Source organism: Microbacterium sp. MTN4-26 (assembly GCF_042846595.1).
Taxonomy (GTDB): Bacteria; Actinomycetota; Actinomycetes; order Actinomycetales; family Microbacteriaceae; genus Microbacterium; species Microbacterium luteum.
The window spans coordinates 22,904-39,230 of sequence record NZ_BTGO01000024.1 but is presented as its reverse complement, the minus strand read 5'-3'; the positions used below and the strand labels follow the sequence as shown (position 1 = coordinate 39,230).

Annotated in this window: 21 protein-coding genes; 9 read left to right on the top strand and 12 right to left on the bottom strand. The window is 65.5% G+C overall.

The window, feature by feature from the left end; translation table 11 throughout:
* Positions 1 to 65: 65 nt before the first annotated feature.
* On the bottom strand, positions 66 to 602 hold the full coding sequence (locus ACGG9C_RS15905; RefSeq protein WP_228480903.1) for a tyrosine-type recombinase/integrase: 537 nt from the start codon (positions 600 to 602) through the stop codon (positions 66 to 68).
* Here ACGG9C_RS15905 and ACGG9C_RS15900 point away from each other — a divergent pair.
* Complete coding sequence (locus ACGG9C_RS15900) at positions 552 to 821, top strand: hypothetical protein (protein ID WP_228481229.1); 270 nt, start codon at positions 552 to 554, stop codon at positions 819 to 821. The genes ACGG9C_RS15905 and ACGG9C_RS15900 overlap by 51 nt on opposite strands.
* The gene (locus ACGG9C_RS15895; RefSeq protein ID WP_194384400.1) at positions 763 to 1,014 is read left to right on the top strand and encodes a transposase; all 252 of its coding nucleotides are present in this window, start codon (positions 763 to 765) and stop codon (positions 1,012 to 1,014) included. The genes ACGG9C_RS15900 and ACGG9C_RS15895 overlap by 59 nt, the downstream gene beginning before the upstream one ends.
* 87 nt (positions 1,015 to 1,101) lie before the next feature.
* On the opposite strand, the gene ACGG9C_RS15890 is transcribed toward ACGG9C_RS15895, so the two are convergent.
* Together ACGG9C_RS15890 and ACGG9C_RS15885 are read right to left on the bottom strand one after the other, a co-directional pair.
* Positions 1,102 to 1,302, bottom strand: a complete 201-nt coding sequence (locus tag ACGG9C_RS15890; protein ID WP_390178876.1) for an IS3 family transposase — start codon at positions 1,300 to 1,302, stop codon at positions 1,102 to 1,104.
* Entirely contained in the window at positions 1,206 to 2,081 is an 876-nt protein-coding gene (locus tag ACGG9C_RS15885) for a transposase (RefSeq protein ID WP_194384401.1), read from the bottom strand. Before ACGG9C_RS15885 ends, ACGG9C_RS15890 begins: the two co-directional genes overlap by 97 nt.
* A 749-nt stretch (positions 2,082 to 2,830) precedes the next feature.
* On the opposite strand from ACGG9C_RS15885, the gene ACGG9C_RS15880 reads away from it, so the two are divergent.
* Genes ACGG9C_RS15880 through ACGG9C_RS15860 form a run of 5 tightly spaced genes read left to right on the top strand, consistent with a single transcriptional unit; the run spans position 2,831 to position 6,876 of the window.
* Complete coding sequence (locus ACGG9C_RS15880; protein WP_194384402.1) at positions 2,831 to 3,775, top strand: ABC transporter substrate-binding protein; 945 nt, start codon at positions 2,831 to 2,833, stop codon at positions 3,773 to 3,775.
* On the top strand, positions 3,763 to 4,584 hold the full coding sequence (locus ACGG9C_RS15875) for an ABC transporter permease (RefSeq protein ID WP_194384403.1): 822 nt from the start codon (positions 3,763 to 3,765) through the stop codon (positions 4,582 to 4,584). Before ACGG9C_RS15880 ends, ACGG9C_RS15875 begins: the two co-directional genes overlap by 13 nt.
* Entirely contained in the window at positions 4,584 to 5,342 is a 759-nt protein-coding gene (locus tag ACGG9C_RS15870) for an ABC transporter permease (protein ID WP_194384404.1), read from the top strand. Before ACGG9C_RS15875 ends, ACGG9C_RS15870 begins: the two co-directional genes overlap by 1 nt.
* Positions 5,343 to 5,359: 17 nt before the next feature.
* Positions 5,360 to 6,154, top strand: coding sequence for an ABC transporter ATP-binding protein (locus ACGG9C_RS15865; protein WP_194384405.1), 795 nt, complete (start codon positions 5,360 to 5,362; stop codon positions 6,152 to 6,154).
* On the top strand, positions 6,151 to 6,876 hold the full coding sequence (locus ACGG9C_RS15860; RefSeq protein WP_194384406.1) for a GntR family transcriptional regulator: 726 nt from the start codon (positions 6,151 to 6,153) through the stop codon (positions 6,874 to 6,876). The genes ACGG9C_RS15865 and ACGG9C_RS15860 overlap by 4 nt, the downstream gene beginning before the upstream one ends.
* A gap of 18 nt (positions 6,877 to 6,894) precedes the next feature.
* On the opposite strand, the gene ACGG9C_RS15855 is transcribed toward ACGG9C_RS15860, so the two are convergent.
* Complete coding sequence (locus ACGG9C_RS15855) at positions 6,895 to 8,301, bottom strand: FAD-dependent oxidoreductase (RefSeq protein WP_390178875.1); 1,407 nt, start codon at positions 8,299 to 8,301, stop codon at positions 6,895 to 6,897.
* Between the two features lie 166 nt (positions 8,302 to 8,467).
* Between ACGG9C_RS15855 and ACGG9C_RS15850 the strand changes: the two genes are divergently transcribed.
* Complete coding sequence (locus tag ACGG9C_RS15850) at positions 8,468 to 9,232, top strand: SDR family NAD(P)-dependent oxidoreductase (RefSeq protein WP_194384408.1); 765 nt, start codon at positions 8,468 to 8,470, stop codon at positions 9,230 to 9,232.
* A 36-nt stretch (positions 9,233 to 9,268) separates the two neighbouring features.
* Here ACGG9C_RS15850 and ACGG9C_RS15845 read toward each other — a convergent pair whose 3' ends face one another.
* The 8 genes from ACGG9C_RS15845 to ACGG9C_RS15810 all read right to left on the bottom strand — a co-directional run bounded on the left by ACGG9C_RS15845 (position 9,269) and on the right by ACGG9C_RS15810 (position 15,264).
* Positions 9,269 to 9,661: a RidA family protein gene (locus ACGG9C_RS15845; RefSeq protein ID WP_228480904.1), complete on the bottom strand. Its 393-nt coding sequence runs from the start codon at positions 9,659 to 9,661 to the stop codon at positions 9,269 to 9,271.
* 13 nt (positions 9,662 to 9,674) lie between these two features.
* A complete protein-coding gene (locus ACGG9C_RS15840; RefSeq protein ID WP_194384410.1) occupies positions 9,675 to 10,853 on the bottom strand; it encodes a S9 family peptidase in 1,179 nt (392 codons plus the stop codon).
* 21 nt (positions 10,854 to 10,874) lie between these two features.
* On the bottom strand, positions 10,875 to 11,300 hold the full coding sequence (locus ACGG9C_RS15835; protein WP_194384411.1) for a nuclear transport factor 2 family protein: 426 nt from the start codon (positions 11,298 to 11,300) through the stop codon (positions 10,875 to 10,877).
* An 8-nt stretch (positions 11,301 to 11,308) separates the two neighbouring features.
* The gene (locus ACGG9C_RS15830) at positions 11,309 to 12,109 is read right to left on the bottom strand and encodes an SDR family NAD(P)-dependent oxidoreductase (protein WP_194384412.1); all 801 of its coding nucleotides are present in this window, start codon (positions 12,107 to 12,109) and stop codon (positions 11,309 to 11,311) included.
* Positions 12,106 to 12,522 carry a VOC family protein gene (locus tag ACGG9C_RS15825; RefSeq protein ID WP_194384413.1) on the bottom strand — a complete coding sequence of 139 codons (417 nt, stop codon included), beginning with the start codon at positions 12,520 to 12,522 and terminating at the stop codon, positions 12,106 to 12,108. The genes ACGG9C_RS15830 and ACGG9C_RS15825 overlap by 4 nt, the downstream gene beginning before the upstream one ends.
* 13 nt (positions 12,523 to 12,535) lie before the next feature.
* Positions 12,536 to 13,087: a cupin domain-containing protein gene (locus ACGG9C_RS15820; protein ID WP_194384414.1), complete on the bottom strand. Its 552-nt coding sequence runs from the start codon at positions 13,085 to 13,087 to the stop codon at positions 12,536 to 12,538.
* A complete protein-coding gene (locus ACGG9C_RS15815; protein ID WP_194384415.1) occupies positions 13,084 to 14,214 on the bottom strand; it encodes an FAD-dependent oxidoreductase in 1,131 nt (376 codons plus the stop codon). Before ACGG9C_RS15815 ends, ACGG9C_RS15820 begins: the two co-directional genes overlap by 4 nt.
* A gap of 135 nt (positions 14,215 to 14,349) precedes the next feature.
* Positions 14,350 to 15,264 (bottom strand): LysR family transcriptional regulator, encoded by a 915-nt coding sequence (locus tag ACGG9C_RS15810; protein ID WP_194384416.1) that lies wholly within the window; start codon positions 15,262 to 15,264, stop codon positions 14,350 to 14,352.
* Between the two features lie 107 nt (positions 15,265 to 15,371).
* Here ACGG9C_RS15810 and ACGG9C_RS15805 point away from each other — a divergent pair, with 107 nt between their 5' ends.
* Positions 15,372 to 16,310, top strand: a complete 939-nt coding sequence (locus tag ACGG9C_RS15805) for a VOC family protein (RefSeq protein ID WP_228480905.1) — start codon at positions 15,372 to 15,374, stop codon at positions 16,308 to 16,310.
* The last annotated feature ends 17 nt before the right edge of the window (positions 16,311 to 16,327 follow it).

The following is a 16,327-nucleotide window of genomic DNA, read 5'->3' as shown; positions in this document are numbered from 1 at the left end:
CCTAGAGCCGCCGCGACTGCTGCTGGCCGCGGGCGCGGCTGAGTGCTTCAGCGACGTAGTCGAGATCATCGTCGAATAGGTCGGCGTAGGTGTCGAGGGTCATCGCAGCACTCGCGTGCCCGAGCATTCGTTGAACTGCCTTGACGTTTGGCTCCGGCGCTGATGGCCAGGCTCGCAGCCGTGTGACGGAGATCGTGCGGAGAGATCTGGGGGAAGTCTGGGTCCGCTTTCCGGCACCTTCGTACGGCAGCCGCGAACCAGCCATCTTGTGAGCTGGGGAGCTTCATGTGCTCATCGCCACCTCCAAAAAGGAGTTGATCTGAGCTCTTGCCTCGAGCGTTGAGTCGGATCGGCGAGTCGAGGAAGTCTGGGTAGGGGACCGAACGGCTCGCGTGTGACTTTGGTGTTCCTGTCCGAACCGTGCCATTGACCATGACGGCGTTCTCCTGAACGTGCACCCGCCGTCGAAGGAAATCCACGTCACCGACCCGCAGCCCGGTCGCCTCGCCCCACCGGAGCCCGGTATACCCGAGGAACGTGACGATTTCGGGATGGCGGGACTCACTTGCCAGGAGTTCTACTTGTCGATGACTCAGGTACACGCGTCGCTTCGGCTGTTTCCGTGGCAGTTTGATGCCGCGGACGGGATTCTCTCCGAGTCGGCGATCGCGAACGGCGACGGGGAGATCGTCGATCAGAAGGAGCTTGCGGAGCGTTTGCCCGCGCAGGCGAAGGAACAGAGCGTGAGTCCGACGGGGCCGGGTGGGCTGCTCAGCCAGTTCACGAAGAACGTCCCGGGAAACCACGCAGGCGAGCCCTGACATCTCCGGCAATGAGCACAGCGGGACAGCGCTGGGTGAGAAGATTCGCAACGGCAACCGGACGAAGACCGTGCTCACCGCGATCGGGCTGTTTGAGATCGAGGTCCCGAGGGATCGCGGTGGGTCGTCCGAACCGGTGATCGTCCCCAAGCGCAAGCGGCGACGGAGTCGACCAGATCGTGGTTGTCGCTGACTGCGCGAGGATTGACAATGGGAGAGATCGCCGCGCACTTCGACGAGGTCTATGGGGCGATGGTCTCCGAAGACCGCATCAGTTGAATCACGGGGAAGGAGGGCCGGCCTTCTTCCCCTTCCCGCGCCGCCGGCGTTGCGCGGACGAGAGGATCCCGGCCTGCGAGCACAGCCTCCACGCCGTGCGCCTGCTCATCCGCCAGCCCGCCCGGCGGGCTTCGTCGGCGAGGTAGCGGTATCCGAACGTCGGGTCGTCGTGGAGCGCGTTGATCCGATACGCGCGGAGCACGTCCGCGTCGCGGACCCGGTCGCCTCTCCACCGGTAGTAGGACTGTCTCGTGAGCTTGAGGACCCGGCCGACACCGTCACGGGAATCTCCACTTGTGGCGGGCGGTGGACCGTGCCACTTGCGATGCGGCCGTCGGTTGCCGGCATCGCCGCGGGCGACGGCCATCCGGGATGCTTGCGCCCACCGGGCCTGCATGACCGCGCCGGGCCGTTAGGTTCGCGGTGATGCCAGGCTGCTTCGACCAGCAGTCGGCGGGCGTGGGTGTTGCCGGTCTTCGTAATCAATCCCTGCACCCGAGACTGACCGGATGAGTACTCCGGCGGCATGAGGCCGGTGAACGCGCCGATGCTTGACCCGGTGAATCTCTCCCAGTCGCCGATCTCGACCGCCAATGCAAACGCGGTCAACGTCGATATGCCTCGTATACATCCCAGACGCGTGACGGTATTCGCATATTCGCTGGTCGCGGCCGTCTGTTCGATGAGCGTGTCGAGCCGGTCCTTGCGGGCGCCGACCTGCTGGACGGCCTCGTAGTCGGCGTGGGACGCGGGCTGCTCGAATCGGTGACGTCGCAGCCAAGCGTCGTGGGCACCCGTCCAGGCCCGCTTGCCGTCGTACATGATCCCGTGCCGCAGCAGCAGCTTCGACAGCCGGTGCCGTGCCGCCATCAGTTCGCCCCGATTGTCTTCCCACGCACGAACCAGATCTCGAGCGGTCTCCTGCGCCAGCGACGGCACACGCACCGCTACGATCTCGTCCAGCCGCAGCAGGCGAGCCAAGTGCGACGCGTCCCGAGCATTGCCTTTACCCGATCACCGGTCGTACGCTGCAGCTTCGACGGAGCCGCGACCAGGAACGTGATGCCCGCCGCAGCGAATAGCCTCGCCAACGCGAACCCCGTCGGACCGGCCTCGTGCGCCGCCGCCGCGGGTTGCGGCAGCGCAAATCACCCACGACACCACGCCCGCAGGTTCATATCCGAATCGTCGCCGGATCACTTCCCCGGCCCGTTCATCGATCCCGGCCGCCGCCACGCTCCAGAGTGCACATTCAGCCCAACGCTTCTCCGCTGAGAACTCAACTGGGGCCTCCATTCGCCTGTCGAATTGACCAGCCCTCCCAACGGCTGGCAACCCGCTTACGCGAATCAAGGCCCCAGCCTCAAGGGGACCGAACGCTCATCGTCTAGTCTCCGGGCGGACCGGCCGCTCGACACGAGCAAGATGACGCTGGGCATCACTGTCCCGGCGGTAGTGGAAATGGCAGGAGCAATAGGATCCCGGCCCTGAGCCCGACGCGGGGAAGAAGGCCGCCCCGATGTGATGTCTCTCCCAGCTGTGTTTCGCGCCCTCCCGGCTGCGGCGCGACTGCGCACTATGCCGCTTCTCGATGGGTGGTATCGGATCTGCAGCGTTGCCGAAGTCGGATGAAGGACGTTGGATATTCGATAATCCTTCCGCATTAGACCCTCCAAAGAAGTAGGGAGACCCAGATGTTGATCTCGCGCCCATTCAGTCTCGGAGCCATCGTGGCTGCTGCCGCACTGATGCTGACCTCATGCGCAGGTAGTAGCAGCCAGTCGAGTGCTGATGGTGAAGCCGAGCTCACCAGCATCGCTGTCGGCATGACGCCGATCGCGAACGCGGCCCCGGTGTACCTCGCGATTCAAGAAGGCTTTTTCGAGGACGAGGGCTTGAAAGTCACCCCGACGACGATCCAGGCTGCGGCAGCTGCGATCCCGTCGCTGATCAACGACGAGTTGCAGTTCGCTCTCGTGTCTGCTGTGCCCACCATCACCGCTGCATCCAAAGGTCTGCCTGTGCGGGTGGTCGCCGCCAACGACCACTACAACCCGGACGCGACGGCGACGGACGCCGCCGCTCTGGTCGCATCCGCAGGGAGCGGAATCACCGATATGGCGGATCTCGGCGGCGCGACTGTCGCAGTGGTCGGTCTGAAGTCCGCACCGGAACTCGCGACACGCGTCGCCCTAGAAAAGGTCGGCGTCGACCCGTCGACCGTCGATTTCGTGGAGATCTCCTACCCGGACATGGTGCCGGCTCTTCAGTCGGACCGCGTTGACGCTGCAGTCGTCGTCGATCCGTTCCTCAGCCAGGTCAAAGAAGCAGGCCTGTCGGTGATCGGGCAGCCGTTCCTCGACGGCTTGGCGGGCGAAGTGGGAACCACCTGGATCGCTGCGGACGCGTTCGTGTCCCAGAACGCCGATACCGCGGCCGGTTTCGTGAGGGCCATCGAGAAGGCCGTCGCCTATGCGGCGGAGAACCCCGATGCTGTGCGCGAGATCATGGGCACGTACACTGAGACGGATCCGGAAGTCCTCGCCAAGAGTCTGCTGCCGGTCTTCGACTCTTCGATCTCCTCCGGTGATCTGCAGTACTACGCGGACACGATGCTCGATCAAGGCTTCATCGCCGAGTCCTACGACGCGTCGGAGCTGTTGTGGCAGCAGTGACCGCATTGAAAGGCCGCGCGCGGCGGAACACATCGACGTACTCTGCGACATCGGGTCACCTGATCGCGAAGATCGGATTCATCGCCGCCATCGTGATCGCGTGGCAGATCGCCGCCTCTGCCGGAACGCTCGGTGCCGTGCCGACGCCGGTAGACGTCGCTCAGGCCCTCATCGGGGTCTTCGTCGACGGTTCAGTATGGATGCCGGTGGCGATCACGCTCGGCGCCTGGGCAGTGAGCTTCATCCTCGCGTCGATGCTCGGGCTCGTTCTCGGTTTCCCCCTCGGCGCCAGCGATCTCGCCTACCGGATGTCGGTCTTCCTGCTGGACTTCTGCCGCACGATTCCCGCGCTGGCATTGATCCCGCTAGTAGTCCTCATGTTCGGCACGGGCATGGAGAGCACGGTCATCTTGGCGACATTCGCCGCTGTCTGGGCAGTGCTGCTGCAGGTGATCTACGGTGTCCGGGATGTAGATCCGGTCGCCCGCGACGTCTTCCGATCTTTTCGAGTCCGCCGTTCAGACGTCATCCTCCGGCTCATCCTGCCGACTGCGGCGCCGTACATCGCGACCGGGCTGCGCCTGGCGGCCGCGATCTGCCTACTACTCACCCTGAGCGTCCAGATCGTGATCGCGGCTCCCGGGATAGGGCAGCAGATCGTTCTCGCCCAGCTCGGTGGGGCCATTGCGAAGATGTACGCATACATCGTCCTCAGCGGTGTGCTCGGAATCGCGCTGAACGCGATCTTCGTCGCGATCGAGCGCGCTGCCCTACACTGGCATCCGTCGTTCCGCGGGGAGGTGCACTGATGCGCACTCTGCGTCGGGGCTCTCTCGCCCTCGTCCTCCCTGTGATCGCCGTCGCCCTCTGGTGGGTCGCCACCGAGAACGCCGAGTCGTTCTACTTCCCCCCGCTTTCCCAGATACTGGGCGTCTTCGTCGATCTATGGGTCTTCGACCTGGTGCCCGTGCATGTCGTGCCGAGCATCGTCGCCATCCTCGTCGGCCTCGGAGTGTCAATCGTCCTGGGCATCGCGATCGGAGTCGCGCTCGGACTTTCGAAGTTCGCGAGCGAGATGGTGAGCCCCGTGCTGCAGTTCCTTCGCTATCTGCCCGCCGTGGCACTGCTCCCGCTCGCGATCCAATTGATCGGCATCGGACTGGAGATGCGAGTCGCGATCATCGTGCTCGGTGCCATCTGGCCGATCCTGCTCAACACGATGGACGGCGTGCGGGCGATCAACCCCTCGGTCGTCGATGTCGCGAAATCGACACGTCTGCGCTGGACAACCTGGATCTTCCGCCTCGTGCTCCCTGCGGCGAGCCCGCAGATCTTCACCGGCATCCGTGCCAGCCTCGCCGTCGCCGTCGTCCTCATGGTCGCCAGCGAACTGCTCGGATCCTCGCGGGGTATGGGCTACTTCATCCTTGAGTCCCAGCGTCAGTTCTCGCTGCCGGAGATGTGGTCGGGCATGATCCTGCTCGGCATCATCGGTTATCTCCTCAATGTCATCTTCGCCAGGATCGAGCACGCCGTGCTCGCTTGGCATCGCCTGTCGCGCAGCTGAAAGGACAATCCCAAGTCATGCAAAGCCAACAGCGCATCATCTTGTCCGTCGAACACCTCCAGAAGAGCTTCGGTCCGAAGGAGGTCCTACGCGACGTCACCTTCACCGCCGCCGCCGGCGAGTTCGTCTGCATCGTCGGGCCGTCCGGCGCCGGGAAGACCACGCTGCTCCGGGCTCTTGCGCAACTCGGCCCTGCAGACGGCGGGCGCGTGCTGCTCGACGGCCGAGAAGTCACAGAGCCGCCCTCGGAGATGGCCGTGGTCTTCCAGGACTACAGCCGGTCGCTGATGCCCTGGATGCGGGTCGCCGCGAACGTGGAACTTCCGCTGTTGCGCAGTCGACTGTCGAAGGCTGAGCGTTCAGAACGTATCCAGCAGGCACTTGTCGATGTCGGACTTCCCGATGCGGGCAGGCTGTACCCCTGGCAGATGTCCGGTGGGATGCAGCAGCGGGTTGCCATTGCCCGGTCGCTCGCATATCGTCCGGAAGTCTTGATCATGGATGAGCCGTTCGCCTCGGTCGATGCGCAGACCAGGGCAGACCTCGAGGATCTGATGCTCGATCTGCGCGACAGGCTGGGCGTGACGATCGTGCTCGTCACGCATGACATCGACGAGTCGGTGTATCTTTCGGACAAGGTCATCGTTCTCTCCGGCAGCCCGGCTACGGTGACCGCAACTGTGCCTGTGCCGCTGGGTGCCCCGCGAGATCAGATCGCGACGAAGGCGACACCGGAGTTCCTCGCACTTCGAGCGGAGATCCACGGCTTGATCGCCCATGCCGGGGCGAGGCCGGTTACAGTGTCGTCGTGAGCACCCCGCTGTTACCACCGCGCGGTGCCCGACGAGTGGCCGACGAGGTTTACCGAATCCTGCATGCGCGGATCGTCGCCGGAGAGCTCCAGCCCGGGGAACGCATCGAGATCGATCATGTGGCACGCGAACTCGACGTCTCGCGCACGCCGGTGCGGGAAGCGGTTCTCCAGCTGGCCAGCACGGGGATGGTCGAGCGCGTACCGTACCGGGGCACGATCGTGACCGGTGTCGATGCTGATCGGCTCGAAGAGGTGACGGCGCTCCGCATCCAACTGGAGGGCCTCGCTGCAGAACTGGGTGCCGCGCGCATCGACGAGGCCGGTGTCGCGCGGATGGCCGAACTGCAGGACACGATCGAAATCCGGGCTCATGAGGCCGGCTATGCGTCGGGCATCTTCAACGAACTCAATGCGCAGTTCCACGGGGTGCTCTATGCCGCCGCAGGCGCACCGACGCTCGTCCGCCTCATCGAGGGACTCAACGCTGAAGCGGATCGGATGCGGCTGCACTTCCCCGCTGCCGACGGACTCGCCGACCCCCACCATCGAGCGATCATCGAAGCCTGCCGGGATGGCGACGTCGGCGCTGCGAGGATCGCCACGCAACGTCACATCCTCGCCGCGTATTTCAGCATGAGCCGCTCGGATGCCGTTCCCGACGGTGGTGCGCTGTCGCTCGTCGTCCGCGAGACGGGGTTGCCGCTGCGCCGGGGGTGTTAGCACCGGTCTTAGCGTGGCTCACGCTTTGCTGAGCTCCCAGTGGTTGACGTTGAGCGTCGCGTGGTCAGCCGCGAGGTAGCGGTGGAAGCGGCCCTCCGGGTCCCGCTCTGCGATGATCTGCTGCAGTCTCTCCCAGTTCTCCGGCGCCATGAACCGCAGCTGACGATTGGTCATGTCGCTGTCGCCCAGGTACTGGCCTGCCGTCACCGGCTGAGCGTGTGCGAACACCTCGTCCACCCAGGCGCGGTTGCGCGCGAACTCGGCGGGATCCTCGTACACGGTGTAGGCGGCGACGTAGGCATCCGTGTGTAGCGAGAACGCCATGTCCGGCAGCGGCCGGCGAGGGGCGTTGCTCATCCAGATCGCGAAGCCCTTCTCGGTCGGGTTCGTCGTGAACAACGGTCGGATTCCCTCGACCATCGCGGCAACGCCTTCCAGAGAGTTCTCTGCGTCGATCCAGGCGTTGTCGCAGATGTACTGCCAGTGCTCGGGATTCTGCAGCTCCTGCTGCGCGCGATGCTCGGCGAGCGTCGACGGGGCGGCGTCCTGCACGAAGAGTGCCCGGTCGATGACCGGGCACGTGTTGAATTCCGCGAGGGATGCGCGGGCGTGCAGCTCATCGTCGTCGAAACTCGCACCCGTGACCAGGAAGACGCGGCGCTCCGTCCCGTCGGGAAGAGGTACCGGTGTCGAGATCGCGACGATCTCGACGTTGTCCGGGATGCGGTGATGTGCCTCGTAGAGCCAGGTCATCACCTCGGTGAAGTCCTCGAGTTCGTAGGCCTGAACTGTGTGGGCGAGATGCCTGAAGAGCGGGCGCGTGTCGAGGTGGAATCGGACGACGATCCCCGGGAAGGCCGGACCCGCGCCGCGTGCAGCCCAGTAGAGATCGGTGTTCTGGTCCGCATCGCAGCGGACGAGATCGCCATCGGCGGTGACGACGTCCACGGCGACGACCGACTCCGCCGCCCATCCCCAGCCCCGCTGGTTCCAGCCCTGTCCGCCCTGCAACAGGAATCCGCCGATGCCCACCGACGGGCAGTGACCTCCGTTGAAGAACCGGCCGCGCTCCTCCAGATAGGGCGACAACTCGTCGCCGCCCTTCGTGGCTGGACCGGCCGAAACGATTCCACTCGCCTCGTCGAGTGATATCTCGCGCAACGCGCCAAGGTCGATGAGCAGCCCGCCGTCCCGCACGCTCCACGCGGCCCAGGAGTGCCCGCCCGAACGGATGGCGACCGTCCATCCGTTCTCGTTCGCGAGGCGGACGCCCTTCTGCACGTCGTCGACCGACTTGGCGATCAACACCGCAGCGGGCTGGCGGTCGGGACGCCGACCGTTGAAGACGCGACCGACGCGGGCATCCTCCCAATCGGAGTCGGAAGGCAGCACCAGGCGTCCGTCGAAGGTCAGCTTTCGGGCCATCATCGATCTCCTCAAGAGTCATGCGGGTGGATCGCTCCGCCTTGGACCGAGACTAGGCAGGCCACTGATTCCGCAGCACACCACAGGATTGATACCAGACATCTGCCGTCGGGACGGTTCGCATGGTTCGTTTTCGCGATGATGGAGAGACTCGAGGAGGAGAAGCATGGGACGCCTGCAGGACAAGATCGCCGTCATCACCGGCATCGGCGGTGGCATGGGCCGAGAAGCCGCGCGCCGCTTCGCGGCAGAGGGTGCGAGGGTCGTCGGATGCGACGTGAATGCCGAAGGCCTCGAGGAGACGGTGCGGATCGTCCGCGGCGAAGGCGGCGAGATCACCGGCCATGCTCCCGTCGATCTCAGCGACGCCGAAACGACCGCACGCTGGATCGACGACGCGGCGGCCGTTTACGGCGGCATCGACATCCTCTACAACAACGCCGGCATCCAGCGCTTCGCGCCCATCGACGAACTCGCGGTGGACGACTGGGAGCTCAACGTGCGCGGCGAACTGAGCATCGTCTTCTACGCCGTCCGCGCGGCCTGGAAGCACCTCAAGCGTCGCGGCGGCACGATCGTGAACATCGGCTCGATCGCAGGCACTCGCGGGGTGGAGTTCATGCCGCAGAACGTGCACGGCGCCGCGAAGGCCGGCGTCATCAACCTCACTCAGCAACTCGCCGTCGAAGGCGGCCCGCACGGCATCCGCGCCGTGTGCATCTCGCCGGGTTTCATCGAGACCCCCGCGACCAAGTTCCTCGTAGACAATCCGCCCCCAGCGATCAAGGAGACCTGGGATCGCATCCCGCTCCGCCGCGTCGGTCGACCGGACGACATCGTGAACGCGGCGGTCTTCCTGGCCTCCGACGAGGCGACGTGGATCACGGGGGTGAACCTCGTAGTCGACGGCGGAGGCTCGGTGCTCGGTTGACTGGCACGTCGGGAGCGCCCGCCAGCGATTTACGACTTACCGGTGCGCGATCGCCTCGATCTCGATGCGCAGTGACGGGTCGAAGAGCCGATTGACGAAGACGAGCGAGCTGGCGGGAAGCCCCTTCGTGAACAGCGCAGGGAACGCCGCATCCATGTATGGCACGAGGTCGTCCAAGTCGTCCGCGTATGCCAAGAAGATCGTCAGCTTGACGACATCCGCCAGTTCGAGCCCCACCGCGGTCAGCGCCGAGCCGATGTTCGACACCGCCTGGACGGTCTGCTCCACGATGCCGGGGCCGACAAGCTCGCCGTCAATCCCGGCGCCGACTTGTCCTGAGACGAATGCCACGTCGGTCGAGCGCACCACCTGAGAGTACGGTCCAGGAGGTGACAGGAGAGTTGCGGGATTCACGGCGCGTCGCGTCATCCGTCTCGCCGCCTCACGCGCCTTCGGCGAACGTCTCGGCCACCCAGTCGGCGATGATGCCGGCGACGTAGGGCATGTTGTCGATCGAGATGTGCTCCGTGCCGCCCTCGGGGTCGTCGAACAGCCGCAGTTCGCGCTTGGGACTGTTCACGGCCTCCTCGTAACTCTGGTGCGCGTACTTGACGTTGATCTGACGGTCTCCGACGCCGTGCGTGATCAGCACGGGCGCGGTGATCTCAGAGGCGACGCCGTTCAGGTGCATCCCCTTCGTCTTCTCGATGAAGTCGTCCATGTCGGTCGCCCCCCATACCCAGAAGACGTGGTCCCAATAGTGCGGCACGGGGTTCTCACCCTCGCGCTGACGGCGCCCCTCCTGGACTTCGGCCCAGTTGTGGTTGGCGCCCCAGGCGACGCCCAGCTTGAGCCGCTTCTCGAACGCGAGCGCGCGCGGCGCGTAGTAGCCGCCGAGCGACCAGCCGACGATGCCGATCTGCTCCGGGTCGATGCCCAGATCGGCCGTGTTCGCCTCGAGCCAGTCGATGATCGCGCCGGCCCACACCTCGGTGTCATGACGGGCGGTCAGACCGCGAAGGCGCAGCGCTTCGCCGGACCCGGGCGTATCGACCATGAGGGTCGATACGCCGCGCTCGGCGAGCATCTGCGGGAACTGCGAGTAGTACATCATCTCCTTGGTCGAATCCAGGCCGTTCCACTGGATGACGACGGGATGCGGGCCTTCTCCCCGGGCGCGATAGAAGTAGGCCGGCAGGGCGGAGTCCACGCCCTCGTCCGCCGGTGCGTAGGGGATGTCGACTGCGGTCAACGGCACGCTCGACAGCTCGACGTGCTTGAGCAGCAGGTCGATCGATTTCTGATATGCGGCGTTCCGTCCCTCCCATTTCGGCGACTGCAGCCGCTCGGCCTGCGACGTGTACAGCGATGCGCGGTAGTACGTCTCGCCCGCGCCGATGCGACGGCCGCGCGCCGCGTCGTCCTGTGCCTTCGCGATGAGCCGGTCCGCTACGGCCGACCACGACGCGTACAGCTCTTCGGTGCCGGCGTCGTCGCCGTTCTGAGATGCGAGCAGGACGGGCTTGCACGCCCGGTCGACCTCGTCGATGTAGCCGCCGTTGTTGAGCGTGGCGACCACCGACATGCTCCAGACGTAGTTGGTGGGGAAGTACATGAACATGGGGCTCCTCGGGGCTTGTGATCAGTGCGGGATGCCGAGTTCGGTGACGGTTCCGTCGACGCGGATGCTCGTAAACGAGTTGTATGCCACGAGGATGTCGGAGAATTTGTCTTCCGCGTTCAGCCGGTAGGAGATGACACCGCGGAATTCGAATCGGTCGCCGTGCACCACAGGGCCGAACAGGGAATCCGGATCGTCGCGATCGGCGGTGAAGTAGGTCACCATGCGGATCGCGACGTTCGCGTCTGAGCCGACGAAGTCGGTGGGTTCGAGCGCTTCAGTGAACGTGGGCCAGATCTTCGCGTAATGGTCCTTCATTCCCTGAACGCCGGTGTACTCCAGCGTGCCGTTCTTCACGTGCACGTCCTCGGCAAGGTAATCGTCGAAGGCGGTGTCGTCTCGCCGGTTGAATCGCGCGATGTAGTCGTTGAACCTCTGGTTGTCCATGTGTCCTCCTAGGACTGGTCTGCCTGCTGCTGGGGCCGGACGGCGTCCGACAGGAAAGTCGCCACTCCCGACAGGAGCTGGCCGCCGTCGACACCGACCTCGGCGCCGGTGACGTACGAGGCGGCATCCGAGAGCAGGAAGACCACGACGTTCGCGACCTCCTGCGGCTGTCCGCCCCGGTGCAGCGGAGAGACCGCGATGTTCGCATCGAGGAATGCGGAGGGCGCGCTCGCCGTCATCTCGGTGTGGATGTAGCCGGGGTGGACGAGATTGACCCGGATGCCGCGCGGGCCGAGCTCGGTCGCACACGAGTGCGAGAGCCCGCGGATCGCCCATTTGCTGGTCGTGTACGCAGCCGTGTAGTGGCCGGTCACACCGGCTGCCGACCCGATGTTGACGATCGAGGCGCCCTCGGGCATGAGGGGGAGCAGCGCCTGGATGCCGAGCATCGGACCGGTCACGTTGATCGCGAGCACCCGATCCCAGTCGCTGCGCACGACGTCGCCGATCCTCGTGCGCTGGGTGACCCCCGCGTTGTTGACGAGGCCCTTCACGCGGCGTCCGGCGAGGGATGCGGCGAGGGAGGCCCACTCGTCTTCGGACGTGACATCGAGGCGCCGGTACTCGACCGTGCCCGGCAGGTCTGCAGCGGATGCGAGCAGTTCGGGTGCAGCATCCCGGACGTCGGCGGCGATCACGTGTGCACCGTTGCGGGCGAGCAGCAGTGCTTCCTCGGCGCCCTGTCCGCCAGCACCCCCGGTCACGACGAACAGCTCACCCGAGAGGCCGGGAAGGGATACCTCGCTCACGCGCCCACCGGCCGATCGCGATCCACGAGCTCGATGAAGTTGCCCTCAGGATCGGTGAGGTACGCGAAGCGGACTCCGGGCTCCGGCGAAGGGGCTGGCGCGTTGATCACCCCAGCACCCGCGGCGACGAGCCGTTCGAACACGGATCCGATGTCGTCCACGCGGAAGCAGAGGTGGCCCCATCCCTGCGACAGCAACTCGTCAGGAGCCGACGCTGACGGCGGGCGGTGCGTCGAACCGTGACGTTCGAGCAGTTCGACGGCCACGCTATCCGGGCCGAGGAGGAACGCCCCGCGCAGCCCGAGCGCCTCCACGGCGAACGGGTTGGCGGACTCGAAGCCGAACGCCTTCTGGTACCAGGCGAGCTGGGCGTCGAGGTCGCCCACGGACAGCCCGATGTGATCGATGTGCATGCTGCGTCCCTTCTCAGTCGCGCGGTCCATGGCGCATGATGCCGTCCCGGACGTCGTCGGGAAGCACTCGGAGGACATCGTCCTGGTAGTCGCCGCCGACGAGGATGAACGCGACTCGCGCCATCACGTCGCCTCGATTCGCCCATGCGTGGTCGGTGCCGCGCTGGACGACGATGTCTCCCGCCCGAGCGGTGACTTCGCTGTCGTCGAGGATGAGCGTGATCTCGCCCTCGAGGATGACGCCGTAGTCGATCGATTCAGTCCGGTGCACGGGCGACTGCAGCCCGCGATCATCGAGATGACCGGGAAGGAACTCGTTGATGCGGATACGCGTGCCGTGCGTCGGCGGCGGTACGGTGACGGCTCCCGCCGTCGGATCCTCCGGGCCGGCGTGGATCTCGGCGGGCGCCGTCTGCGTCAGCCACACCTCGTGGAACGTCACGCCGTCATCGGGGAGCTCCTTGGTGACCGGCACCGGGCCATCGCTGATGACGACGGATACGCCGTGCTCATCGTGGCCTGTGACGATGCGCCGCGGTACGCGGAACGCGTTGGCGGCGTTCACGGCGCGGCCACCAGGGCGAGAAGCGATTCGTTCATGACCCGCCCGGGGTCGGAATCCGGTGAACCGGGGTTCTGCTCCCAATGCGCGAGCTGCAGCGATGCGTCGACGACACCCTTCACCCGCGGCACACGCCGGTCGTGGAACTCGGTGAGTTGCGTCTCCAGGTCGCCGTCCTCGGTGATGTGCTCGGCGAGCAGCAGTGCGTCTTCGAGGCACAGCGCCGCACCCTGTGCGATCAGCGGTGGCACGGCATGCACGGCTTCGCCGAGGGCCAGCACGCGCCCGCGGTGCCACGGGCCCTCGACGAAGATCCACTCGATCTCTTGGAAGTTCAGGAATGTTTTCTCATCGATCGACTCCCGCAACCAGTCGAAGTCGCCGTGGAAGTTCTGCATCAAGCGGCGGACCTCTTGCCAGCCGGGCAGGCCGTTGTCGACCCGCTGCGGTCGGCACAGCACGAACACGTAGCACTGGGTGTCGCTCACCGGCGTGTATCCCACCTTGTAGGCGCCGCCGTCGTCAGAGTCGGGGAAGGCGATGCCGCCGAGCATCTCCGGCTTGCGATCGGTGACCGCGCGCCAGATGCCCAGCCCGCTGGGTGCGCGATCCTCGACGATGCCGAGCTTGGCGCGGGTCTGCGACTTGATGCCCTCGGCGACGATGATGAGGTCCCACGTCTCGGTGGTGCCATCGCTGAGCAGTGACGTCGCCGACTCGGCGCTGTTCTCGAACGAGGATAGCTCCGTGCCGAGACGGATCTCGACGCCGAGCTCCTCGGCCTTCGCGACGAGGGTCTCGTGGATGTCAGGGCGCAGCGCTCCGATGGTCGGGGGCAGATCGTCACCTCCGGTGCGCGGCGTGTTCAGGTGGGCCATGGTTCGCCCGTCCGCGAAGTACAGCGTCACACCGTCGTCTTCAGGAAAACCCTTGGCGAGCACATCGTCCAGAACTCCGATCTCTCGGAACACCCGCAGCGCGTTCCCCTGGATCGTCAGCCCATGGCCGACCCGCGCCCAGGCGGGTGCCTTGTCCACGAGCGTCACCTGCACGTTGCGCTGCGCCAGGGCGATTGCCGCGGTCAGGCCGGTGAATCCTCCACCGACGATGAGCACCTTGTCGACCGACATCGTTGCCACTCTCCTCACAGATGCCTCTTCACATCCATCGGGCGACGGTTCGCGCCCTCACATCCTGTGAGTCGACGCTAAAGGGGTGCTGCGACTCGCCGCCACACGGCGGTGACGATGCCTGCTATCGCGGAGTCAGGCGGAGACCGCGTCGGAGCGGACGACCTCGGCCACGAGCCGGCGGAACCAGGTGTGGGCGGCGTCGTGCGTGTGGGCCGGATGCCACCACAGCCGCTCGATCAGTTCGACCAGCGGGAATGGCGTGGGCACCGCGACCGTTGCGGTGGGGCCGCCGACGCGATCGACGAGCCGGCTCGGCACGACGCCGATGAGGTCGGTGCCGGAGACGATGAGCGGGATCGAGAGCAGGGTCGACGTGGTGACCCGAACGTTGGTGAGCAGATCCAGCTCGCGGATGCGCCGCTCCACGGGCGTTACGTGCGCGCGGCCGAAGTCGCAGCGGATGTGCGGGCTGCGCAGGAAATCGTCGATCGAGATCGCGCCGCCTGAGATCACGGGATTCGCGCGGTCCGCGATCACCACATAGTGGTCGCGGAAGAGTTCGATGCTCTCCGCTTCGATGCCGATCCCCGGCACCGCGACGATGAAATCGTGACCGAGGAGGTCGCGATCGGCATCGGTCGGCTCGGTCGGCAGACGTTGTAGATCGAATGAGACTCCTCCTGCGGCGGCCGCTGCGATGCCGAAGAGGGGGCGCAGCTCGATCGACGCGTAGTCGGTCATCTGGATGCTGAACCGGCGACGCGTGATCTCCGGATGGAACCGCTCCTCCTTGTTGAGGGCCTGCGCGATGAGGGGGAGCGTCAGCTGCACCTGCGGCAGGATCTGCCGAGCCAGAGGCGTGAGCTCGTAATCGCGGCCGATGCGGACCAGCAGTTCGTCCTGGAACACCGCACGGAGCCGGGAGAGCGCTGATGACATCGTCGATTGCCCCATGCCGATGCGCTCACCGGCGCGCGTCACGTTCGCCTCTTCGAGAAGAGCCCGAAGGGCGACGAGAAGGTTCAGATCGGGTTCGCCGCCTGCCACATGATGCATGGTATTCGGTTCGCGGCGTGGTCGTGTCCCTGAGGCGGACGTACTCTCGGGGAATCGCGTCGCTTCGGGCGCGTCCTATCGTCTCTGAGGAAAGGTCGATGATGACTGAGCGACTGGTCTCTCATCTGCGTTACGCGGCACTGGCCGTGCCCAACTTCGAAGAGGAGAAGAACTTCTTCATCAAGCACTGGGGACTCACCGCCGTGCAGAGCGAGGAGGGCGTCGTCCACCTCGCAGCCGAGGGCTCTCCGGAACCGTTCATCCTGCGGTTGCGCGATGACGAGAAGCGCATCGACCTCGTCGGCTTCGCCACGAAGAACCGCGAAGACCTGCACAAGCTCGCCGCGAGACTGCACGACGAGAACGTGCAGTTCGTCCACGAACCGCAGGAGCTGACTCAGCCCGGGGGCGGCTACGGGTTCCGCGTCTTCGACGGCGACGGGCGTGTGCTGGAGTTCTCCACGGACTACGATCTGCGTGAATCCCGCAAGATCCGTGAGCGCGAACCCATCCCTGTGAAGCTCTCGCACGTGGTGTTCAATTCCGGTGATCTGAACACCAGCACGCAGTGGTACATCGATCATCTCGACTTCACGATCTCCGACTCGCTCGTGCGACCGGACGGCGTCGATCTGATGCACTTCCTCCGCTGCAATCGCAATCATCATTCGATCGCTATCGCGCAGGGCCCGCACCACTCCCTGCATCACCTCTCGTTCGAGATGCGCGGCATCGAGGAGTGGATGCGCGGCTCGGGCAAGATCCTCCGCGCCGGAACCCGCATGATCTGGGGTCCCGGCCGGCACAATGCCGGCGACAACACCTTCGCCTACTTCCTGTCCCCGGCCGGCAACACGATCGAGTACACCACCGAATTGGCGGTTCTCGACGAGGACACCTGGCACCCCTCGCGGATGGATACCAGCCAGCTCTCCACTCAGGATCAGTGGGGGACGGCGGCGGAGATGAGCGAACTCGTAGCCCGTGAATCGTTCAACGACATCGACAAGGGTCTGTTCGTCGCACCGCCCCTCTGAGCGGCGACGAGCGATAC